Here is an 18,796-nt window from a genome sequence, read left to right on the forward strand (position 1 = left end):
TTGACGGCTCATCATTCGACAAGGGGCAGCACGTGGAGACGAGCGGATATACCAGCGGATACGTCACGGCCGGGGGCATCGGCGTCGAGCGCGAGACGCGCGAGGTGTCGGAGGACGCCCTCGAAGAGATCGTGACGGCCCTCGGCGAGAGGCGCGGCGGCGCGTTCTCCTCCGGCATGGACTATCCCGGCCGCTACAGCCGATGGGCCTTCGGCTATGTCGACCCCTGCCTGGAGCTGGTCGCCCGGGGCCGCACCATCTCCGCCAGGGCGCTCAACGCGCGCGGCCGGGTGGTGCTGCCGGCCGTCGTGTCCTGCCTGCTGGCCGCGGGCAAGCCGGTCGAGGAGCCCACCGCCGACCGGGTCGAGGTGCACGTGCCCGAGTCGGAGGGCCTGCTGCCCGAGGAGATGCGCAGCCGCCGGCCCACGGTGTTCACCGCGATCCGCGAGGTCATCGCCGCCTTCCGGGGAGACGACCCCCACCTCGGCCTCTACGGCGCCTTCGGCTACGACCTGGCCTTCCAGTTCGAGCCCATCCGGCAGGAGCTCGTCCGGCCCGACGACCAGCGCGACCTCGTGCTGCACCTGCCCGACCGGCTCATCGTGATCGACCGGCAGCGCGAGACCTGCCTGGAGCACCGCTACGAGTTCACCGTCGACGGCGCCACCACCCGGGGGCTGGAGCGCTCCGGCGACACCGCCCCGCCCGCCGCCCCGGCCGCGATCCCGCCCGACCCGGTCAAGGGCTCCTACGCCAAGGTCGTCGCCGCCGCCAAGGAGAAGTTCAAGCGCGGAGACCTGTTCGAGGTCGTCCCCGGCCAGGTCTTCCACGCCACCTGCGCCGACCCGGCCGCCTTCTACCGCGGCCTGCGTCACAGCAACCCCGCCCCGTACGAGTTCATCATCAGCCTCGGCGAGGGCGAGCACCTGGTCGGCGCCTCGCCCGAGATGTACGTCCGGGTCAGCGGCGACCGCGTCGAGACCTGCCCCATCTCCGGCACCATCGCCCGCGGCAGCAACCCGGTCGAGGACGCCGAGGCCATCCGCACCCTCCTGTCCAGCGTCAAGGAGGAGTCGGAGCTGACCATGTGCACCGACGTCGACCGCAACGACAAGTCGCGCATCTGCGTGCCCGGCTCCGTCCAGGTCATCGGCCGGCGCCAGATCGAGCTCTACTCCCGCCTGATCCACACCGTCGACCACATCGAGGGCCGGCTGCGCCCCGAGTTCGACGCGCTCGACGCCTTCCTCACCCACATGTGGGCCGTCACGGTCACCGGCGCGCCCAAGACCTGGGCCATGCAGTTCATCGAGGACCACGAGGCCACCACCCGCAGGTGGTACGGCGGCGCGATCGGCTTCATCGGCTTCGACGGCTCCATGAACACCGGCCTGACCCTGCGCACCGCCCAGATCAGGAACGGCGTCGCCACCGTCAGGGCCGGGGCCACCCTGCTGTTCGACTCCGACCCCGCCGCCGAGGAGCGCGAGACCGAGCTCAAGGCCAGCGCCCTGCTCGGCGCGCTCGCCGCCGTCAACGAGCCGCACGCCGTGCCCGCCGCGCCCGTCCGTGAGCTGCCCGGCCAGGGCATGAAGGTGTTGCTCGTCGACCACGAGGACTCCTTCGTCAACACGCTGGCCGACTACTTCCGCCAGGAGGGCGCCGAGGTGGTGACGCTGCGCCACGGGTTCCCGGCCGAGACGATCGACGAGATCGGGCCCGACCTGGTGGTGCTCTCGCCCGGCCCAGGCTGGCCGTCCGACTTCGGCATGTCGGCGCTGATCGACCAGATCTACGCCCGCGAGCTGCCCGTCTTCGGCGTCTGCCTCGGCCTGCAGGCCATGGTCGAGCAGGCGGGCGGCTCGCTGGAGCTGCTCGACTACCCCGAGCACGGCAAGCGCGGCCAGGTGACGCGGCTCGGCGACAGCGCGCTGCTCGACGGGCTGCCCGCCGAGTTCACCGCGGCCCGCTACCACTCGCTGCACGCCAAGCGGCCCGGCGTCGTCGGCTTCACCGCCACCGCCCTCACGCCCGACGGCAACGTGATGGCGATCGAGGACACCCGCAACCGCCGCTTCGCGGTGCAGTTCCACCCCGAGTCGATCCTCACCGCCGAGGGCGGCGCGGGCGCGAAGGTCATCGCCAACGTGCTGCGGCTCTCACGTCGGTAAAACCACCCCGGGAGCATGCGGTGACCCCCTAGAGTCTCCGCATGCTCCCCGTAGACCTACCGGACACGGTGCGTGAGGCCCTGTCGGCCCCGCTCGTCGACCAGCACTGCCACGGGGTGCGCCGCGACGACCTGACCAGGGCCCCCTTCGAGACGCTGATCAGCACGGGCGGCCTGCCGGCGCCGCCCGGCACCACCCACTTCGACACCCCGCTCGGTGCCGCGATCCGCCGCTGGTGCGCCCCCGTGCTCGATCTGGAGCCGCACGTCGCCCCCACCGTCTACCTGGCGCGGCGGGCCGAGCTCGGCGCCGACGAGGTCAACCGGCGGCTGCTGGGGGCGGCCGGGGCGCTGACGTTCCTCGTCGACACCGGGGTGGAGAGCGGAGAGCTGCTGTCGGCCGCCGAGCTGGGCCGGTTCGGCTCCGCCGTAGCCGACGAGATCATCCGGATCGAGCAGATCGAGCAGGACGTGGCGGAAGTGGCCGAGGCCGCCCTCGACTACGTGGACAGCCTCGCCGAGGAGCTCACCGCCCGGGCCGTCGGTGCCGTCGGGATGAAGACGGTCGTCGCCCACCGCTGCGGCCTCGGCTTCGACCCGTCCCGGCCGGCCCGCGGCTCGGTGCTCGCCGCGGCCAACCGGCGGCTGTCGGAGCCCAAGGAGCCGGTGACCGACCCGATCCTGCTGCGCCACCTGCTCTGGACGGCGGTCGACGTGGCCAGGGAACGCGGGCTGCCGCTGCAGGTCCACGCCGGGTTCGGCGCCGGCGGCGCCGGCCCGCACCTGGCCGACCCGTCGCGGCTGACCGGGTTCATCAGGGCGCTGCAGCCGATGGGGGTGCCGGTGGTCCTGCTGCACTGCTACCCCTACCACCGGCAGGCCGCGCACCTCGCCGACGTGCATCCCCACGTGCACGTCGACGTGGGGCCCGCCCTCACCCGCGGCGCGGCCGGGGCGTGGCGGGCGATGGACGAGCTGCTGGAGCTGGCGCCGTTTCACAAGCAGTTGTTCGGGTCCGGCTGCGCCGGTGTGGCCGAGACCTGTCACCTGGGCGCGTTCTTCTTCCGGCGTTCGCTGGGCGGGGCGCTCAAGACGCGGCTCGACGCGGGTGAGTGGAGCACCGCCGACGCGGCCCGCGTGGCCCACATGATCGGCTCCGGCAACGCCCGCCGCGTCTACCGCCTGTGAATTCCTCCTCCGCGAATTCCTCCTCCGGTAGGAGGCGCGGGCAGTCCTGACTTCGCCATAATCGCCGACAAATGAGTGCGATCGAGATTCGAGATCTTGGCAAATCGTTCGGACCGGTGCGGGCGGTCGACGGGGTGTCCTTCACGGTCGAGCCAGGCACGATCACGGGCTATCTGGGCCCCAACGGCGCCGGCAAGACCACCACCCTGCGCTGCCTGCTGGGCCTTGTCACCGCCGACTCCGGGACGGCGCTGGTCAACGACCGGCGCTACGTCGAGCTGCCGCACCCGCTCACCGAGGTGGGCGCGGTGCTCGAAGCCACCAACTTCCATCCGGGCCGTACGGCCCTCAACCATCTGCGGGTGATCTGCGCGGCGGCCGGGCTGCCCCCCGAGCGCGCGGCGGAGGCGCTCGAACAGGTCGGCCTCGGAGAGGTCGCCGGCAAACGGGTGATGACCTTCTCGCTCGGCATGCGGCAGCGCCTGGCGCTGGCCACCGCCCTGGTCGGCCACCCCCGGGTGTTCATCCTCGACGAGCCCGCCAACGGGCTCGACCCGGCCGGCATCCAGTGGCTGCGCGGCTTCCTGCGGCACCTGGCCCACGAGCGGGGCGCCGCGGTGCTGGTCTCCAGCCACGTGCTGGCCGAGGTCGAGCAGATCGTCGACAACGTGGTGATCATCGCCAAGGGCCGGCTCGTCCGCCAGGGGAGCCTGGCGGAGCTCGTCTCCAACGGCGACACGGTCATCCGGGTGCGCGCGGTCGACCCCGGCGAGCTGGTGCCCGCCCTCGAACGGGCCGGCGCCACGGTCGTGCGGTCCGACGGCGTCCTGCGGGTGACCGGGCTCGACGCCGAGCGCATCGGCCGGATCGCGCTGGACGAGCGGGTCGTGCTCACCGAGGTCAGCCAGGAGCGCAGCGACCTGCAACACGTCTTCCTGGAGCTGACCGGCGAGGGGGAGACCTCATGAGACTGATCCGCGCGGAGCTGCTCAAACTCACCACCACCCGGCTCTGGTGGGTGATGCTGGCCGTCACCATCGCCTACGCGCTGCTGCAGCTGGGGATCACCATCGGCTTCGCGGGAGTGACCGGCGGTCAGCCCGGCGCGCCCGCGATCCCCGGCCGCGACACCGCGCCTTTCCAGGAGCTCATGTGGGGCCTCGGGGCGAGCGGGGCGGTCTTCCCGATGATCCTCGGGGTGGTCATGATGACCGCCGAATACCGCTACCAGACCATCACCAGCACGTTCCTGACCACTCCGCGGCGCGAACGGGTGGTGGCCGGCAAGCTTGGCGCCGGGGTCGTCGTCGGCCTGGTGTTCGGCCTGGTCGTGCTGGCGCTGACCGCTGTCGCGGTGGTGATCACGGTGCCGCTCGCCGGCGGCGAGCTGTCCTTCACCGGATCGACCGCCCGGATCGTCGTGGGCACCCTGGCCGTGCTGATGCTCTACACGCTCTTCGGCATCGGGATCGGCGCGCTGATCCGCAACCAGCTCGGCGCCATCGTCGCGGCCGTCGCCTGGGTCTTCGTCATCGAGGCCATCGTCAGCGCGATCCCCGCGCTGCGGCCGGTGGGCCGGTGGACACCCGGCGGCGCCGCCACCGCGCTCACCAACAGCGGCGTCGACCTCGGCCTCGGCACCGACTGGCTGCTGCCGGCCTGGGCCGGTGGCGTGGTGCTGCTCGGCTACGCGCTGGTCTTCGCCGCGGTGGCCTCGGCCACCACGTTGCGCCGCGACATCACCTGAGGTCCCATCCCCGGCCCCGAGTCGCGGGCGAGCTCCCGACCTGGTTTGCTTGGGGCCGTCACACCATCTGAACCGAGCGGGGGCTCGCCGTGCACGCCGTCGAACCGGAGATCGAGATCACCTTTCGTAGCGACATGGACGTGGAGCTGGTCAAGTCCGCCGCGTCCGACGCCGACGTGTTGTGGGCCGCACGGGTCTCCACCAAGGGTGAGAGCTCGCTGGCCGAGATCGAAGCCGACCCTGAGCGGTCCAAGGGCCTGATCAACTATCTGATGAGAGATCGGCACGGCACGCCGTTCGAGCACTCGTCGATGACCTTCTACGTCAGCGCCCCGATCTTCGTGTTCCGTGAGTTCATGCGGCATCGGACCTTCTCCTACAACGAGGAGTCCGGCAGATACCGGCAGCTGGTCCCGGTCTTCTACGTGCCAGGGCCCGATCGCAAGCTGGTCCAAGAAGGCAAACCCGGCAGATATGTCTTCACCGGCGGCACGCCCGAACAGCACAAGCTGGTCACCGAGGTGACCCAGGAGAGCTACCGGCGCTCCTACCGCGCCTATCTGGAGATGCTGGAGGCGGGAGTGGCCCGGGAGGTGGCCCGCACCGTGCTCCCGGTCGGCCTCTACTCGTCGATGTACGCCACCTGCAACGCTCGCGCTCTGATGAACTTCCTGTCCCTGCGGACCAAGCGCGAGGACTCCGCGTTCCCCTCGTTCCCGCAGCGCGAGATCGAGATGGTCGCCGAGCGGATGGAGGAGCTGTGGGCGGGGCTCATGCCTCTCACCCACGCGGCCTTCGAAGCCAACGGCCGCGTCTGTCCCTGACGAGAGGGCGCTGGGGCGGGTCATGCCGCCCCAGCGCCGGGTTCAGGCGAGAGTCGGCATCACGTACACCTCGGCGCCCGGCGGCAGCGCGCAGTCGAGGCTGCCGAGGCCGCGGATGCTGTCGCCTGAGATGATCATGCTGATGTGGCGGCGGATGCGGCCGTACTCGTCGCGCAGCCGTTCCTCCAGCAGGGGGTGGGTGCGGCGGAGCGTGTCGAGCGCGGCCCCCAGGGTGGGCGGGGTCTCGGTGTCGGCGCCGACGGCGAAGACCTTGACCTCGCTCCGGCCGCTCACCCAGCGGCGCAACGAGCCGGGCAGCACGAACACGACCATCGTCACGGGCTTGGCCATCGGCTACAGCACCGCCGCGCGCACCGACAGCACGTCGGGCAGGTGCCCGGCCACCAGCGACCAGCTCTCACCGTCGTCGCGCGAGGCGTAGACCTCGCCGTCGCGGGTGCCGAAGTAGACGCCCGCCTCGGAGGCGGTCATCGCGTCGCGCAGCACGGTCGCGTGCACCGGCGGCTCGGGCAGGCCCCGGTCGAACCCATGCCAGCTCGCCCCCGCGTCGTCGGTGCGGTAGACCCGCAGGTGGTGGTCGACGGGGGTGCGGTCCATGTCGGCTCGCAGCGGCAGCACGTACGCCGTGTCAGGCCGCGAGGAGTGCACCACGATCGGGAAGCCGAAGTCGGACGGCAGCGACGAGCCGACGTCGTGCCAGGAGCCGCCGAAGTCGTCGCTGCGGTAGACGCCGAAGTGGTGCTGCAGGAACAGCCGGTCGGGACGCGAGGCGTGCATGCCCACCTTGTGCACGCACTGCCCGAACTCGGGATACTGCTGCCCCTCGGGCAGGAACGGCGCCCGGATGCCCTGGTTGGCCGCCTCCCACGACACGCCGCCGTCGAGGGTGCGGTAGAAGCCGGCCGCGGACACGGCGATGCCCATGATCCTGGGGTCGGTCGGATGCGGGATGATCGTGTGCAGGCAGAGCCCGCCGCCGCCCGGCTGCCAGAGCTCCCGGTGGGGGTGCTCCCACAGACCCTCGACGAGCTCATAGGTGACCCCGCGGTCCTCGGAGCGGAACAACGCGGCCGGCTCCGCGCCCGCCCACACCACGTCGGGCTCCGACGGCGACGGTGTCAGCTGCCACACCCGGGTGAGCGTGGCGCCCGTTTTCTCGGGGAAGGCGACAGGCGCCTGTCGTGCCTCCTGCCAGGTGGCGCCCAGGTCGTCGGAGTAGGTCACCGAGGGGCCGAAGTGGCCGTACTCGATCCCGGCCAGCAGCCGGGGGGTGGCGGTGCGCGTGTCGATAGCCACCGAGGGGACACCGACCGTGGAGAACCGGATGGGTTCAACCTCGAACGCGCCGCCTCCCGCCGAGCGGGCCAGGAACAGGCCCTTGCGGGTGCCGATCGCGAGCATCACATCACTCATGCCTAGCTCCCATCGCTCCTATGTTCGCTTTCCGGCCATCGTGTCACGGCATCGCGGAGGCCGCCGGGAGGTGGGAGATTTGGCGGCCGATTACCCGCCAGGTAATCGTGCCGCTTCCCTCCTGCTCCTAGAGTTGTGCGACATGGGAGCCCTTGCCGTACAAGATGAGACTTTTGGTGATTTGTTGCGGTCGTGGCGGCAGCGCCGCCGCGTGAGCCAGCTGGACCTGGCGATCGAGGCCGACGTGTCGGCCCGCCACCTCAGCTTCCTGGAGACCGGGCGGGCCCGGCCGAGCCGCGAGATGGTGGCGAGGCTGGCCGAGGAGCTGGAGGTGCCGCTGCGGCACCGCAACCGGCTGCTGGTCGCCGCCGGGTTCGCGCCGATGTTCCCCGAGCGTGAGGTGCGCGCCCCTGAGATGCACGCGGTACGGCAGGCGCTGGACAAGATCCTCGCCGGCCACGAGCCGTACCCCGCCCTGGTGGTGGACGCGGCCTGGAACCTGGTGGCGGCCAACCGGGCGGCCGGGATGTTCATGGAGGGCGTGCCCGCCGAGCTGCTGACGGAGCCGGTCAACGCCTTGCGGCTGTCGCTGCACCCCGACGCGATGGGCGGCCGGCTGGCCAACCTGGCGGAGGTGCGCGCCCACCTGCTGCACCGGCTGCGCAGGCAGGCGGAGGTGTCGGGCGACGGGCGGCTGGCCGAGCTGCACGACGAACTGGCCGGTTACGTCTACCCGGGGGTGGACCTGAACGTGGCGCACGTGCCGGGGCCGGCCGACATCCTGGTGCCGCTGCGGATCAGGCACGGCGACCGGATCCTGTCGATGTTCACCACGATCGCCACCTTCGGCACGCCGGTGGACGTGACGGTGTCGGAGCTGGCCATCGAGACGTTCTGGCCCAACGACGAGGAGACCGCGGCGGCCTTCCGGTAGCCGCGCCTACCGTTCGCCGTGCACGATGTCGCGGTGGATGCGCGACAGCGGCACCCCGTCCGCCTGCAGCCGCCGGACCGTCTCGTTGACCATGGGGGACGGCCCGCACACGTACACCTCGTGCTCGGTCCAGGAGTGGAAGCGCCGCGTGACCTCCGGGAGCGCGCCGCGCATCCCCTCGTAACCCGGGTCGTCCGACACCACGGGCACCACGCGCAGCCAGGGGAAGGAGGACTCCATCCGGATCAGGTCGGGCAGGTCGTACAGCTCCTCGGCGGTCCGCGCGCCGTACAGCAGGTGGATGTTGGGCCGGTGGCCCGACTCGATGACCTGCTCGATGATGGCCTTCAGCGGAGCCAGCCCGGTGCCGCCCGCGACGAAGAGCAGGTCACGCGCGCCGCGTTCCGGCGGCGTCATCGTGCCCATCGGGGGCCCGGCCATGACCGTGTCGCCGACGCGGGTGTCGCGGATCAGCGTGGTCGAGACCCAGCCGCCCGGAACCGAGCGCACGTGCAGCCGGATCGTGTTGTCCGCGCGCGGCGCGTTGGCGATGGAGAAGGTCCGCCACACGCGCGGCCAGCGCGCGGTCTGCACGTTGATGTACTGCCCCGCGGTGTACGGCAGCCGCTGCGTGGGCCGCAGGGTGATGACCGCGATGTCGCGGGCGCGGCGCTCGTGGTCGACGACCTCGGCCAGCCACCAGGCGGGCGACATCCCGGCGTCGGAGTCGGCCGACTCGATCATCTGGTTGGCAGCGGAGCCGTAGGCGGCCACCCAGGCGGCCTCGATCTCGCTGGTCCAGATGTCGGCCGCGAACCTCCTGACGGTCGCGAGCAGGGCGTTGCCGACCGCCGTGTAGTGCTCGGCGACCACGCCGTACTTGCGGTGGTCGCGCCCCAGCTGGCCGAGGAAGCAGGAAAGGCCGCCGGGGCTGTCGAGGCTCCACACGATACGGGTCAGAGCGCCGAACAGCCGGTCGCGCTGGACGTTCATGGCCGGCGGGAACATGCTCCGCAGGTGCGGATTCTCGGCGAACAGCCGGCCGTAGAAGTAGGCGGCGGCCTTGTCCGCCACCGGTTCGATGACGGAGAAACTCTCCTTTACCAGGCGCGGATTCAACGACATATGCCTAATCAACCCCACCCTAGGTGACCGGAATCGGTTTCCGGTCGCGTTGTTCCACCTCCCTGACGGCTCCGGGTGTCGAGCGTCCGGCGGGCCCCGGCTCATCCGAGCGCTCGAAATCGAGTCTTCCACCACCACCTGGGCACCACAACCGTTTCACCCCGATAGGGGGCTAAGCAGAGCTATGTGTAACGGTAGCGTTATTTTTGTTGATCGAATGTCCGGTGATTGTCGGCGACAGGTGAACGTGTATTGCATTCGTATTTACAGCCATTTATCCAAATAAATGACTAAAGATGTGTTCGGGAGGATCGTTCATCTTCGAGCCCGAGCCCTCCTGCGTGCCCAGGCGATGCCCGTCAGGACGGTCGCCCCCACGGCCACGGCGATCATCGCGGGGCCGGCCCAGCCGGCGGCGGGTGCGGGTCCAGCGTTCACGCGGACCGGTGTTCCCAGGGCGGCGATCAGCGCGGGAGTGAGCGGGCGCCTTGGTGAACACCTCTGACTCGGCGCCGAGGTCACCCTTGTAGACGTGGTCGGTGCGGAACGTGGTGGTGATACTGCCGCCGCCCAGGATCGGTTCGTCCACGCGGACGTTCGTGACGGTGGCGGAGAAGACGGCGGCCGCCTCGTTCACATGCTGCTGTGGCGTACGCGTCGCGCAGGAGCAGCCCGAGCGGGCGGTCACGGTGTCCACCGAGATCATTAAGAAGGCCGCGACCAGGGGAAGACCATGATTATCCGTGCTATCACGTCTATCGGAACGTATCGCGAACATGATCGGTTCGGCTGAGGCCGGTCCCGCCGCCGCGAGACGCGGCTCCGGATCATTCTTTGAGGACGCGCCGAGGCTGGTAGATGTACGGAGTCGTGGTGGTCAGCGGGGTGAAGCCGAGGCGGCCCAGGATCGGGCGGCTCTGGTCGGAGGCGTCCACCTGGAGGTAGCGGTAACCCCGCTCGGCGGCGACGCGGGCCCGGTAGGCGACGAGGGCCCGGTAGACGCCGCGCCCTCGCCAGGCCGGCGCGGTGCCCCCGCCCCACAGGCCGGCGAACGCGACGCCGGGGGTCAGCTCGATCCGCCCCCCGCTCACCGGCCGATCCCCGGCCAGCGCGACCACCGCGACCACCGTGTCCGGCTCCCGCGTGAGCCGGTCGAGCAACTGGCGCCCCATCTCGGGCCGGGCCTCGCCGAACGCCTCCTCGTGCGCCCGCGTCAGCAACTCCACGCCGGCCGCGTCGGTGACCGGCGCCAGACGGACGCCGTCCGGCGGCCGGACCTCCGTGGACAGGGCGGCGACCGGAGCCACCATCAGCGTCTCGGCGGGCTCAGGGACGAAACCGGCCGCCCGCAGCCGCTCCGCCAGGTCGGCCGGCCGGTCGTGTCCGTAGTGCTTCCACTCGAACTCGACGCCCAGCGCGGTGAAGTGGCGCACCTGCGCGGCGATGGCCGCGTCCGCGCCCGTCTCGTCGAGACATGACCAGACGACCGCGTTCCACTCGCCGGTCTGCCGCACCACGTCGTCCGCCCGCTCGACCCGGACCCCGGAGCCCTCGGGCGGCGCCTCCCGCCGCATCTCCCGGTCGAACAGGGCGAGCACCACGTCGTGATCCATCCGATTCATCCGCCCACCTCAGCACCCGCCGGCCGGGCCCGGCAACCGGCTTTCCCGGGGCTCGCGGGCCCGATCGCGTGGTCTGCCGGCAGGACGACTCGCAGGAGACGGTCGCGCGGAGCCACGCGACCTGACCATGTCATTTGACGAAATGTCATGTGTGGTCAGTTTTCGGTCCTGAACGGCAGTGACGGAAGGGGATCTCCGAGAGAGGTGACATAACCGAAATGGAGTGCGCCATGATGGGTCAGTGGCCGTCGCCCGACACGATGGCGGCACACCTCCTGCACGCCCCCTGGAGATCGCATGTCCCGACCGCTGATCGGCATCACCGCCTACTTCGAGGCCGCCCGCTGGGGTGACTGGGTGCGCGAGGCGGTGATCTCGCCTCCCGCCTACGCCAAGGCGGTCGAGCGGGCGGGCGGCGCCCCCGTGATCCTGCCGCCGCTCGGCCCGCACGCGGTCGCCGACTACGTGCGCGGGCTGCGGGGCGTGGTGCTGGCCGGGGGCGTCGAGGTGGGCGCCGCGGCCTACGGAGACGAGCAGGACGAGCGGGTGGCCGGGGCGCAGGTCCACCGCGACCGGTTCGAACTGGCACTGGCCCGGGCCGCCGTGGAGGCCGACGTCCCGATCCTGGCCATCGCCCGGGGCATGCACGTGCTCAACGTCGCGCAGGGCGGCACCCTGATCCCGTGGCTGCCCGAGATGCTCGACCACGACCGGCACGGCGAGCCCGGCACCCCCCACGTGATCCAGGTGAGCGTCTCCAGCACGCTCGGCAAGGCCGTGGGCGACCGGGTCGAGGTGGTCGCGCCGCACGTGCAGTCGCTGCGCCGGCTGGGCAGCGGGCTGCTCGCCGTGGCCTGGGCCGACGACCAGATCGTCGAGGCCGTCGAGCTGCAGGGGCACCGGTTCGGCGTGGGCGTGCAGTGGCATCCCGAGCGGGGCGGGGAAGCCGGCTTGTTCGATGCGTTCGTGGAGGCGGCCCGCTAGGCTGCGATCATGCCGCTGCACCCCCAGGCGCGGGAGTACATCGCGCTCCACCCGTCTGATCTCGGCGCCGACCTGGCCACGCTGGACCTGGCGAGGATCCGGGAGATCCGGGCGCACGACGAGCTGGCCACCCAGCGAGGGCCGCTCACCCACCTGCCCTTCGTCCGCGACGAGGAGGCCGAGGGGGTGCCGATCCGCGTCTACCGGGCCGACCGGGGCGACGGCGCGCTGCCCGTGGTGGTCTACTTCCACGGCGGCGGCTGGGTGTTCGGCAGCGTCAAGCGCAACGACGCCCTCGGCCGCGACCTGGCGATCCGCACGGGCGCGGTGGTGGTCTCGGTCGACTACCGGCTGGCGCCCGAGCACCCCTTCCCGGCCGCCGCCGACGACGCCTGGACCGTGGTGCGCGACCTGTTCGCCCGCCCCGCCTTCTACCAGAGCAACGGCGCCGTCGCCGTGCTCGGCGACAGCGCCGGGGGCAACCTCGCGGCCGTCGCCGCCTGGCAGGCCCGCGACGCCGGGCTCGCCCTGGCCCACCAGGTGCTCGTCTACCCGGCGCTCGACCTGGCGATGGACACCCCCAGCTACCGTGAGTTCGCCACCGGCTTCGGCCTGGACGCCGCGGAGATGGCCTGGTTCGCCGGACGCTACGCCCGCGACGCCGATCCCGGCGACCCCCGCCTGTCGCCGCTGCGGCTCGGATCCCCGGCCGGGCTGGCGCCCGCGACCGTGGTGACCGCCGAGTGCGACGTGCTGCGCGACGACGGCGAGCGCTACGCCGCGCGGCTGGCCGAGGCCGGGGTGCCCGCCGAGGTGCGCCGCTACCCGGGCGCCGTGCACGGCTTCTTCGGCCTGCCCGGCCTGTTCGACCAGGCCATCGAAGCCCGTGCCTACGTGGCCGAACGGCTGCGCGAGGCCTTCGCCAAGGGGGCGGCATGACGTACGAGAAGCTCAAGACCGACATGCCCGAGGCCGGCGTGCTGCGCGTCACGATCAGCGAGCCGCGCAGGCTCAACGCCGTCGACATGACCGGTCACCGCGAGCTGGCCGAGATCTGGCGCGACGTCGACCGCGACGACTCCGTCAGGGCCGTCGTCGTCAGAGGGGAGGGCGAGGCGTTCTCGGCCGGCGGCGACCTGTCGATGATCGAGGAGATGACCCGCGACCACGCCACCCGGTTGCGGGTGTTCGGCGAGGCCCGCGACATCGTCTACAACGTCCTCAACTGCTCCAAGCCGATCGTCTCGGCCATCCAGGGCCCCGCCGTGGGAGCCGGGCTGGCGGTCGCGCTGCTGGCCGACATCTCCGTGGCCGGTCGCACCGCCCGCATCATCGACGGCCACACCAGGCTCGGCGTGGCCGCCGGCGACCACGCCGCGATCGTCTGGCCGCTGCTGTGCGGGCTGGCCAAGGCCAAATACCATTTGCTGCTCTGTGAGCCCGTGACGGGCGAGCAGGCCGAGCGGATGGGCCTGGTCAGCCTGTGCGTCGACGACGACCGGGTGCACGAGACGGCGATGGAGATCGCCGTCAAGCTGGCCTCTGGAGCGCAGGAGGCGATCAGGCTGACCAAGTACGCGCTCAACAACTGGCTGCGGATGGCCGGGCCCTCGTTCGACGCCTCGCTGGCGATGGAGTTTCTCGGTTTCACCGGCCCTGACGTGGCCGAGGGTGTGCGCGCGCTGAGGGAGAAGCGACCGCCCTCGTTCTCGTGACGAGGTGATTGGGCCCCGACTCGGGGTAGGCGCAGTCAGCATGAGAGCCAAGGTCAGCACGGCCCTGCCGCCGCGCCGGCCTGCGGTGACGAAAGCCTGTCGGCCGAGGTCCAGAAGGCAGGCCCGGAGGCAGAACGGGGGCGCCGTTGAGGGACGGTCCGCTCCCGGCCGCGTACGAGACCGCGAGGGGGAGATCAGGCAGGGGAACGGCGCCATGACCGCGGACATCGACGCCGTTCCGCGCAACCACGGGGGCCGTGGGCAGGCCGGGCCCGGAGGTCAGAAGCTGCGGGGCAGCCCCAGCACCTGGGTCGCGAGGTAGTTAAGAAGCAGCTCCTCGGTCACAGGTGCGACCTTCCCGATGCGGGCGTCGGTGAGCAGCCTGGCCACCGGATACTCCAGTGAGTACGCCATCCCGCCGTGCGTCTGGAAGGCCGCGTCGGCCGCCTCCCAGGCCGCCTGCGACGCGGTCAGCTTGGCGATGTTGGCCTCCATGGCGCAGGGCAGCCGCTGGTCGAAGCTCCATGCCGCCTTGTACAGCATCAGACGGGCCAGCTCGATCTTGGCCTTGACCTGTGCGAGCGGGAACGCGACCGCCTGGTTGGCGCCGATCGGGCGGCCGAACACCTCGCGCTCCTTGGCGTACGCGACCGCGACCCGCAGGGCCACCTCGGCCCCGCCGAGCGCCGAGGCGGCCAGCAGGACGCGCTCGGGGTTGAGGATGTCCCAGAGCACGGCGGCGCCCTGGTCGACCTGGCCCACCACGCTGGAGGCGGGCACCCGCAGGTCGTCGACGAAGACCATGTTGGACGGCGTGGTGTTGGCGCCCATCTTCGGGATCGGCTGGTAGGTCAGCCGCCCGGCGGCGACCGCGTCGGGCACGTTCACCAGGAACACCGTCAGCCCGTTGGTGCGCGGCTTGGCCTCGGCGGCCGGGATGGTCCGGGTGACCAGCAGCATCCAGGTGGCCCGCTGCACGCCGGTGATCCAGATCTTCTGCCCGTTGATCACGAACTCGTCGCCGTCGCGCCTGGCCGAGGTACAGATGGCCAGCGAGTTGGAGCCGGCGTCGGGCTCGGTCAGCGCGAAGCAGGTCTCCATCTCCCCGGTGGCGAGCCTGGGCAGCAGCTCCGCCCGCTGCTCGGCCGACCCGTGCCTGGCCAGGGTGAGCGCGCCGAACCCGGGGGTGAGCACGTACGTGAACGCCGACCCGCCCGCCGCCCCCGACGCCGACAGCGTCTCGGTGGCCACCGCCAGCTCCAGCAGGCCCTGGCCGCCTCCGCCGTACTCCTCGGGGACGGCGAGGCCCAGCCAGCCGCCCTTGGCCAGGTCGGCCCAGACCTCCTCGGGCCAGCGCTTGTCGGCCTCACACCGCTGCCAGTAGTCGAGGTCGTAACGCGAGCAGATGTCGCCGACTCCGCGCTGCACGGCCAGGGCGCTTTCGGTAAGGGTGAAATCCATCACGCCATAGTAGAACCATGTTCTGTTCAGGGTCGAGGACCGTACGCGTCCGGGTTCGCGGACGTTCAGGGGCGGGGTCTGCGCGCGTGGAAGACGAACGCCGGGGGAGCGTTGCGCCACACGGTGCGGCCCTGCACGACCTCCTCGAAACGCTCCGCGAGCAGCGTGCGGAAGCGGCGCGCCGAGCTCAGCGGAATCGCGTGGATGTAGGAGAAGGTGGTGAACGCCCCGCCCGGGCTCATCGCCGAGGCGACCGCGCCGAGCAGGTCGCGCTGCAGCCTCTCGGGGAAGGACGCCCAGGGCAGCCCGCTGATCACCACGTCGGCCTGGTCCACCCCGTGCCCGCCGAGCAGCGCCGACAGCTCGGCGGCGTCGCCGTGCACCACGTCGACCGTGGGGAAGCGGTCGGCCAGCAGGCTCGCCAGCGCCTCGTTGAGCTCCACGGCCAGGTGCCGGCCGCGCCCGCCGAGCCTGCGCTGGATCTCCGCGGTGAACGGGCCGGTGCCGGGCCCCAGCTCGACCACGATCGGCTCACCCCGTTCGGGGACAGGGGCGCAGACCGACGCGGCCAGCTTCCGGGAGCTTGGCGCGATGGCTCCCACCCGGGTGGGAGCGCGAAGGAACTGGCCGAAGAGCAAGGCGGTGTCGTTGGACATGATCCGAAAGTAGAGGGGAGATCGCAGGGGGCCACTCCGCCAAAGGGACGTGGTTTCGGCCACAAGGAGGAGGCCGGGTCCTCCGGGCGGAGGATCGGGAAATCGTATCGTCCGGGATACCGTGTGCACCATGCGTTGGCGTGGTGTGCCGCTCGACATCCTGCTGGCGGTCTCGGGGGTCGTGCTCGACCTGCTGCTGGCGGGCAAGGCTGGCGGCGAAGAGCACCTGCCGGCCTTCATGATGGTCCCGATGGCCGTCCTGGCCGGCGCGCCCATGGGGTTCGTCAGGCGGTGGCCGTTCGCGGTGAGCCTCTACCTCGCGGCCTTCCTGATCTTCACCGACCAGGTCGGCTCCTTCACCTCCCACACCGTCCAGGTGCTGCTCTGCGTCGCCGTCGGATCGGTCGCCCACCGGTGCGCCTGGCGCGCCGTCGTCCTGTCGCTGGCCGCCACGACCGTCGCCACCGCGATCAACCTGGCCGATCCCGGCATCGCGCTCACCGCCGAAAACTGGCTGTTCACCGTGCTCGTGCCCCTGCTGCCCGCCGTGATCGGCGGCTACCTGCGCGGCCCCGCCGGCCGGCTGGAGAACGACGACATCACGTCCGACGTGCTGCTGGCGGGCGGCGGGGTGGCCGTCGCCGTGCTGAGCACCTGGACCGACTGGCACGGTGACGCACTGCCGGTGTGGCTGGCCGGGCTGCTCGCCGTGTTCGCCGGGCTCTCCCTCGGCGTGAGCAGGAGGATGCCCGGGCTGGTCTTCCTCTTCCAGGGCGCGCTGCTGGTCGCCGCCGACCGCTACCTCGCCGAGGTGGTCACCACCTGCCTGGTGCTGACGTTGATCGCGCTCGCCGTGTTCGCCTTCCGCGTGGCGTCCTGGACCTGGACCGTCGCCGCCTACCTCGCGGGCTGCCTGCTGACCGCGACGGCGGTCGTGGCCGACGCCGGCACCGAGGTCACGCCGTTCCGGGTGGCGGTGCTGATGGCGCTGGTGATCACGCCCATCGCGATCGGCCGCTACCTCGGCGTCCGGCAGGCCGTGGCCGCGGCCGAACGGCTGCGCGCGGGCGAGTCGGCCCGCCTGGCCGTCGCGCAGGTGCGCGCCGACCAGCTGGCCGAGCGCGAGCGCATCGCCCGCGAGGTGCACGACATCGTCGCCCACCACGTCGGCGCGATGGTGCTGCGGGCCGGCGCGGCCCGCTACGCCGCGCCGGAGGGGCCCGTCGCCGACGCCCTGGGCGACATCCGCGACACCGGCCACCAGGTGCTGCAGGACCTGCGCGGCCTGCTCGACGTGCTGCGCGACCCCGAACGCCGGCCGGGCCTGCTCGCCGACCCCGCCGACGTGGTGCGCGAGTCCGCCGAGAGGATGGCCGCCGCCGGGTTGCTGGTGGACCTCGACCTCGATCCGGCCGCCGACCAGGCGCCGCTCGTGGCGCGCGCCTCAGCCGCCCGCATCGTCCAGGAAGGCCTCACCAACGTGCTCAAACACGCCGGACCCGGCACCGAGGTCCGGGTCACCCTCGCGTCCGCCGGCGAGGGGCTGGCCATCGAGATCCGCAACGGCCGCCCGCCCACGGCCATCGAGCGCCTGCCCTCCTCGGGCCGCGGGCTGGCCGGCATGCGCGAACGGGTCCGGGCGCTCGGCGGCACCCTGACCGCCGGCCCCGATGGGGAGGGCGGCTGGCGGCTGAGCGCGAGCCTGCCCGCCGCTGTGCCCGCCCCTGTGCCCGCCGCGCGGGCCGCCACGTGATCCGGGTGCTGGTCGCCGACGACCAGGCCCTGGTCCGCGCGGGCGTCCGGATGCTGCTGCAGGCCGCCGGCGACATGGAGGTCGTCGGCGAGGCCGAGGACGGCGCCGAGGCCGTACGCCAGGCCGGACGGCACCTGCCCGACGTGATCCTGATGGACCTGCGGATGCCCAGGGTCGACGGCCTTGAGGCGATCAGGCGCCTGCTCGCCGTCCGGCCGAACAGCCGGATCGTCGTGCTCACCACGTTCTCCGAGGACGCCGACGTCTACGCCGCGCTGCGCGCCGGCGCGGTCGGCTTCCTGGTCAAGGACGACGAGCCCGAACGCATGGTCGACGCGGTGCGCCGGGCCGCGGCGGGCGAGCAGTTGCTCGGCCCGTCCGCGCTGCGCCGGGTCGTCGAGGGCTTCCTGGCCGCCGGAGAGCGGGCCGCCACGTCCGTGCCCGCCGGGCTGACCGCGCGCGAGCTGGAGGTGCTCGCCCTGGTCGGCACCGGTCTGTCCAACGCCGAGATCGCCGAGGAACTGCACGTCGGCGTCACCACGGTCAAGACCCACATCGGCGCCGCGATGGACAAGCTGGGGCTGCGCAACCGCATCCAGGCGGCCGTCGTCGCCCACCGCAGCGGACTGGTGGACGAGGACTTCCGCCCCGTACGTCATCCCCGGGGCGGACCGCCGGATAATCCGGCAGGCTGACGACCGGCGGCGCCCCGCGCCGCGACCATGTGGTCCTCACCGTTCCAGGAAAGGACCACACCATGCACGAGACGACGGCTCCGGCCGCGCCCCCCGCCCAGGGACAGGCCGCGCGGGTGCCCGCCGGGCTCCTCTACGGCCTGCGCGTCGTGGTCATCGCGCACGCGGCGGCCCTGCTCGTGGCCGCGTCGCTGGCCGGCCAGTCGGTGGCCTCCGGCGAGGCGCTGACCGAGGCCCACGTCATGGCCGGACTGGTCGTGCACCTGGTGGGGCTGGCGCAGATCGTCTTCGCGGTGCTCGTCTGGCGGCCCGGACACGGGGCGGGCTGGCCGGCGCTCGCCAGCACGGCGCTCTTCCTGGCCGGGATGGCCCAGCACGTCACCTGGTCGGCGCTCGGCGCCCACCTGCCCAACGGGGTGGTCATGTTCGGGCTCATCACCGCGGTGCTGATCTGGGTCTGGTCGCCGCGGGCCGCCAGGCGCAAGTAA

19 protein-coding genes are annotated in these 18,796 nt (G+C 71.9%); 12 read left to right on the plus strand and 7 right to left on the minus strand.

The genetic code is table 11. The features are described from left to right. Positions 1–32: 32 nt before the first annotated feature. The 5 genes from AC5L3X_RS20190 (at position 33) to thyX (ending at position 5,929) form a co-directional block, all read left to right on the plus strand. Complete coding sequence (locus tag AC5L3X_RS20190) at positions 33–2,171, plus strand: anthranilate synthase component I (RefSeq protein ID WP_494858753.1); 2,139 nt, start codon at positions 33–35, stop codon at positions 2,169–2,171. Between the two features lie 41 nt (positions 2,172–2,212). After that, positions 2,213–3,358, plus strand: a complete 1,146-nt coding sequence (locus AC5L3X_RS20195; RefSeq protein WP_189122893.1) for an amidohydrolase family protein — start codon at positions 2,213–2,215, stop codon at positions 3,356–3,358. Positions 3,359–3,429: 71 nt separating this feature from the next. After that, the gene (locus AC5L3X_RS20200; RefSeq protein ID WP_494858754.1) at positions 3,430–4,326 is read left to right on the plus strand and encodes an ABC transporter ATP-binding protein; all 897 of its coding nucleotides are present in this window, start codon (positions 3,430–3,432) and stop codon (positions 4,324–4,326) included. Next, on the plus strand, positions 4,323–5,105 hold the full coding sequence (locus tag AC5L3X_RS20205) for an ABC transporter permease (protein ID WP_189122891.1): 783 nt from the start codon (positions 4,323–4,325) through the stop codon (positions 5,103–5,105). The genes AC5L3X_RS20200 and AC5L3X_RS20205 overlap by 4 nt, the downstream gene beginning before the upstream one ends. Positions 5,106–5,194: 89 nt before the next feature. Continuing rightward, complete coding sequence (gene thyX / locus AC5L3X_RS20210) at positions 5,195–5,929, plus strand: FAD-dependent thymidylate synthase (RefSeq protein ID WP_494858756.1); 735 nt, start codon at positions 5,195–5,197, stop codon at positions 5,927–5,929. Between the two features lie 42 nt (positions 5,930–5,971). Here thyX and AC5L3X_RS20215 read toward each other — a convergent pair whose 3' ends face one another. After that, positions 5,972–6,280: a ubiquitin family protein gene (locus AC5L3X_RS20215; protein ID WP_189122890.1), complete on the minus strand. Its 309-nt coding sequence runs from the start codon at positions 6,278–6,280 to the stop codon at positions 5,972–5,974. A 3-nt stretch (positions 6,281–6,283) separates the two neighbouring features. Beyond that, on the minus strand, positions 6,284–7,363 hold the full coding sequence (locus AC5L3X_RS20220) for a WD40/YVTN/BNR-like repeat-containing protein (RefSeq protein WP_494858758.1): 1,080 nt from the start codon (positions 7,361–7,363) through the stop codon (positions 6,284–6,286). Between the two features lie 142 nt (positions 7,364–7,505). On the opposite strand from AC5L3X_RS20220, the gene AC5L3X_RS20225 reads away from it, so the two are divergent. Then, on the plus strand, positions 7,506–8,297 hold the full coding sequence (locus AC5L3X_RS20225) for a helix-turn-helix domain-containing protein (RefSeq protein ID WP_494858759.1): 792 nt from the start codon (positions 7,506–7,508) through the stop codon (positions 8,295–8,297). Between the two features lie 6 nt (positions 8,298–8,303). Here the strand turns inward: AC5L3X_RS20225 and AC5L3X_RS20230 are convergent, their stop codons facing one another. From AC5L3X_RS20230 to AC5L3X_RS20240, 3 genes are all read right to left on the minus strand, one after another. Then, the gene (locus AC5L3X_RS20230) at positions 8,304–9,422 is read right to left on the minus strand and encodes a globin domain-containing protein (RefSeq protein ID WP_189122887.1); all 1,119 of its coding nucleotides are present in this window, start codon (positions 9,420–9,422) and stop codon (positions 8,304–8,306) included. Positions 9,423–9,696: 274 nt separating this feature from the next. Continuing rightward, the gene (locus AC5L3X_RS20235; protein ID WP_494858760.1) at positions 9,697–10,119 is read right to left on the minus strand and encodes a hypothetical protein; all 423 of its coding nucleotides are present in this window, start codon (positions 10,117–10,119) and stop codon (positions 9,697–9,699) included. Between the two features lie 130 nt (positions 10,120–10,249). Then, entirely contained in the window at positions 10,250–11,044 is a 795-nt protein-coding gene (locus AC5L3X_RS20240; RefSeq protein ID WP_494858761.1) for a GNAT family N-acetyltransferase, read from the minus strand. Positions 11,045–11,341: 297 nt separating this feature from the next. Between AC5L3X_RS20240 and AC5L3X_RS20245 the strand changes: the two genes are divergently transcribed. From AC5L3X_RS20245 to AC5L3X_RS20255, 3 genes are read left to right on the plus strand one after another with little or no spacing between them, the layout of a single operon-like run. Further along, on the plus strand, positions 11,342–12,028 hold the full coding sequence (locus tag AC5L3X_RS20245) for a gamma-glutamyl-gamma-aminobutyrate hydrolase family protein (RefSeq protein WP_189122884.1): 687 nt from the start codon (positions 11,342–11,344) through the stop codon (positions 12,026–12,028). 9 nt (positions 12,029–12,037) lie between these two features. Then, complete coding sequence (locus tag AC5L3X_RS20250; protein WP_494858762.1) at positions 12,038–12,967, plus strand: alpha/beta hydrolase; 930 nt, start codon at positions 12,038–12,040, stop codon at positions 12,965–12,967. Further along, complete coding sequence (locus tag AC5L3X_RS20255; RefSeq protein WP_494858763.1) at positions 12,964–13,743, plus strand: enoyl-CoA hydratase/isomerase family protein; 780 nt, start codon at positions 12,964–12,966, stop codon at positions 13,741–13,743. Before AC5L3X_RS20250 ends, AC5L3X_RS20255 begins: the two co-directional genes overlap by 4 nt. Positions 13,744–14,022: 279 nt before the next feature. Here AC5L3X_RS20255 and AC5L3X_RS20260 read toward each other — a convergent pair whose 3' ends face one another. Both AC5L3X_RS20260 and AC5L3X_RS20265 read right to left on the minus strand, forming a co-directional pair. Further along, the gene (locus AC5L3X_RS20260; RefSeq protein ID WP_494858764.1) at positions 14,023–15,204 is read right to left on the minus strand and encodes an acyl-CoA dehydrogenase family protein; all 1,182 of its coding nucleotides are present in this window, start codon (positions 15,202–15,204) and stop codon (positions 14,023–14,025) included. Between the two features lie 65 nt (positions 15,205–15,269). Further along, on the minus strand, positions 15,270–15,860 hold the full coding sequence (locus tag AC5L3X_RS20265; RefSeq protein ID WP_494858765.1) for a class I SAM-dependent methyltransferase: 591 nt from the start codon (positions 15,858–15,860) through the stop codon (positions 15,270–15,272). Between the two features lie 130 nt (positions 15,861–15,990). Between AC5L3X_RS20265 and AC5L3X_RS20270 the strand changes: the two genes are divergently transcribed. From AC5L3X_RS20270 to AC5L3X_RS20280, 3 genes are all read left to right on the plus strand, one after another. After that, entirely contained in the window at positions 15,991–17,613 is a 1,623-nt protein-coding gene (locus AC5L3X_RS20270; protein WP_494858767.1) for a sensor histidine kinase, read from the plus strand. Continuing rightward, a complete protein-coding gene (locus tag AC5L3X_RS20275; protein WP_494858768.1) occupies positions 17,610–18,308 on the plus strand; it encodes a response regulator in 699 nt (232 codons plus the stop codon). Before AC5L3X_RS20270 ends, AC5L3X_RS20275 begins: the two co-directional genes overlap by 4 nt. Positions 18,309–18,370: 62 nt before the next feature. Beyond that, positions 18,371–18,796, plus strand: a complete 426-nt coding sequence (locus AC5L3X_RS20280) for a hypothetical protein (RefSeq protein WP_189122878.1) — start codon at positions 18,371–18,373, stop codon at positions 18,794–18,796.

The organism is Nonomuraea sp. CX421, from assembly GCF_059358955.1.